General features: G+C 67.2%; 1 protein-coding gene and 1 pseudogene. Both read left to right on the top strand.

The genetic code is table 11. The features are described from left to right. Positions 1–293 precede the first annotated feature (293 nt). Complete coding sequence (locus ACFY5C_RS41960; protein WP_086866153.1) at positions 294–827, top strand: peptidylprolyl isomerase; 534 nt, start codon at positions 294–296, stop codon at positions 825–827. A gap of 124 nt (positions 828–951) precedes the next feature. Next, positions 952–1,076: pseudogene (locus ACFY5C_RS41965) on the top strand (rhomboid family intramembrane serine protease); the annotation flags it as partial.

A 1,076-nucleotide genomic window follows, 5' to 3' on the forward strand; every position in this document is an offset into this window, starting at 1 on the left:
GACTTTCCACCCTTTTACGGATCATGCCTCCCGGAACGCGGCGGGGCATGTGTGGGCGGGCATTCGGGTGCCGGTGAAAGTGATCGATTGGAATAAAGGATCAATATGGGGCAACGGTGGCTTGTCGTCGACAATGCCACGGTTCGTCGTGTCGCGCCCCCGCCACGGGAGTACTCGACGCGTTTTCCGCAAGGGATCTGCCCGGTTGGGTGCCGGTTCACGAGCGTCGGGCATCCGCCGAGACCGTCCGTGCGAGGATCGAGGGATCACAGAACGACGACGGAAGGCAGATCGTGGCCGAGCAGCTCTACGCCACCCTGAAGACCAACCACGGCGACATCGCGGTGCGGCTTCTCCCCAACCACGCGCCGGTCACGGTCAGGAACTTCGTCGAACTCGCCCAGGGCGAACGTGAGTGGACCAACCCCGCCACCGGCGAGAAGTCCACGGCCAGGCTCTACGACGGCACTGTCTTCCACCGGGTCATCAGCGGCTTCATGATCCAGGGCGGTGACCCGCTGGGCAACGGCACCGGCGGCCCCGGCTACCAGTTCCCGGACGAGTTCCACCCCGACCTGGCCTTCGACAAGCCGTACCTGCTGGCCATGGCGAACGCCGGTCCGGGCACCAACGGCTCGCAGTTCTTCATCACCGTCGCCCCGACGACGTGGCTGAACCGCAAGCACACGATCTTCGGCGAGGTCGCCGACGCGGCCGGCCAGAAGGTCGTCGACGCGATCGCCTCGCTGCAGACCAACCCGCGCACCGACCGCCCGGTGAACGACGTCGTCATCGAGTCCGTCGTGATCGAGACGCGTCAGGGCTGAGGCGGGACCGTCCGCTCGGACGTCCGACACCTCCCGCAGGGAACCAATCGCCCCGCTCGTCCGTAAGGATGGGCGGGGGCGGTGTATGGGCCTGTGCGCCGCGGACGACGACCTAGGGGATCCGATGGACCAGCCGGTGGGTAGCCCGCAGGACGCCCGGAGCCTGCCTGTCTGCTACCGCCACCCGGACCGCGAGACCGGTGTCCGCTGCACCCGCTGCGACCGTCCCATCTGTCCGGAGTGCATGAT

This window comes from Streptomyces sp. NPDC012935, from assembly GCF_042900345.1.
Taxonomy (GTDB): Bacteria; Actinomycetota; Actinomycetes; order Streptomycetales; family Streptomycetaceae; genus Streptomyces.